General features: G+C 43.3%; 1 protein-coding gene. It reads right to left on the minus strand.

Going from position 1 to position 203, the window contains the following annotated elements:
- The coding region (locus IV54_RS12125) for a transposase (protein ID WP_420806179.1) at window positions 1-203 on the minus strand (203 nt) is incomplete at both ends.

A 203-nucleotide genomic window follows, 5' to 3' on the forward strand; every position in this document is an offset into this window, starting at 1 on the left:
GGTTCCGCGTTCCCATGGTGAATAAGGATGGGCAAAGTAGATGTCCGTTCCCTCGATTTGGCTCAAACTTGAGAACTCGGCACCGTTATCAAAAGTAATGGTTTTGAAGTACTCAGTTCCATAGTCATATAAGGTATTCTGGAGGGATTTCAAGCAAGTGTCGGCATGGTAATTGGGAAGTTTAACGATGATTTCTAAACGAC

It is taken from the genome of Levilactobacillus paucivorans, assembly GCF_001437125.1.
Lineage (GTDB): Bacteria > Bacillota > Bacilli > Lactobacillales > Lactobacillaceae > Levilactobacillus > Levilactobacillus paucivorans.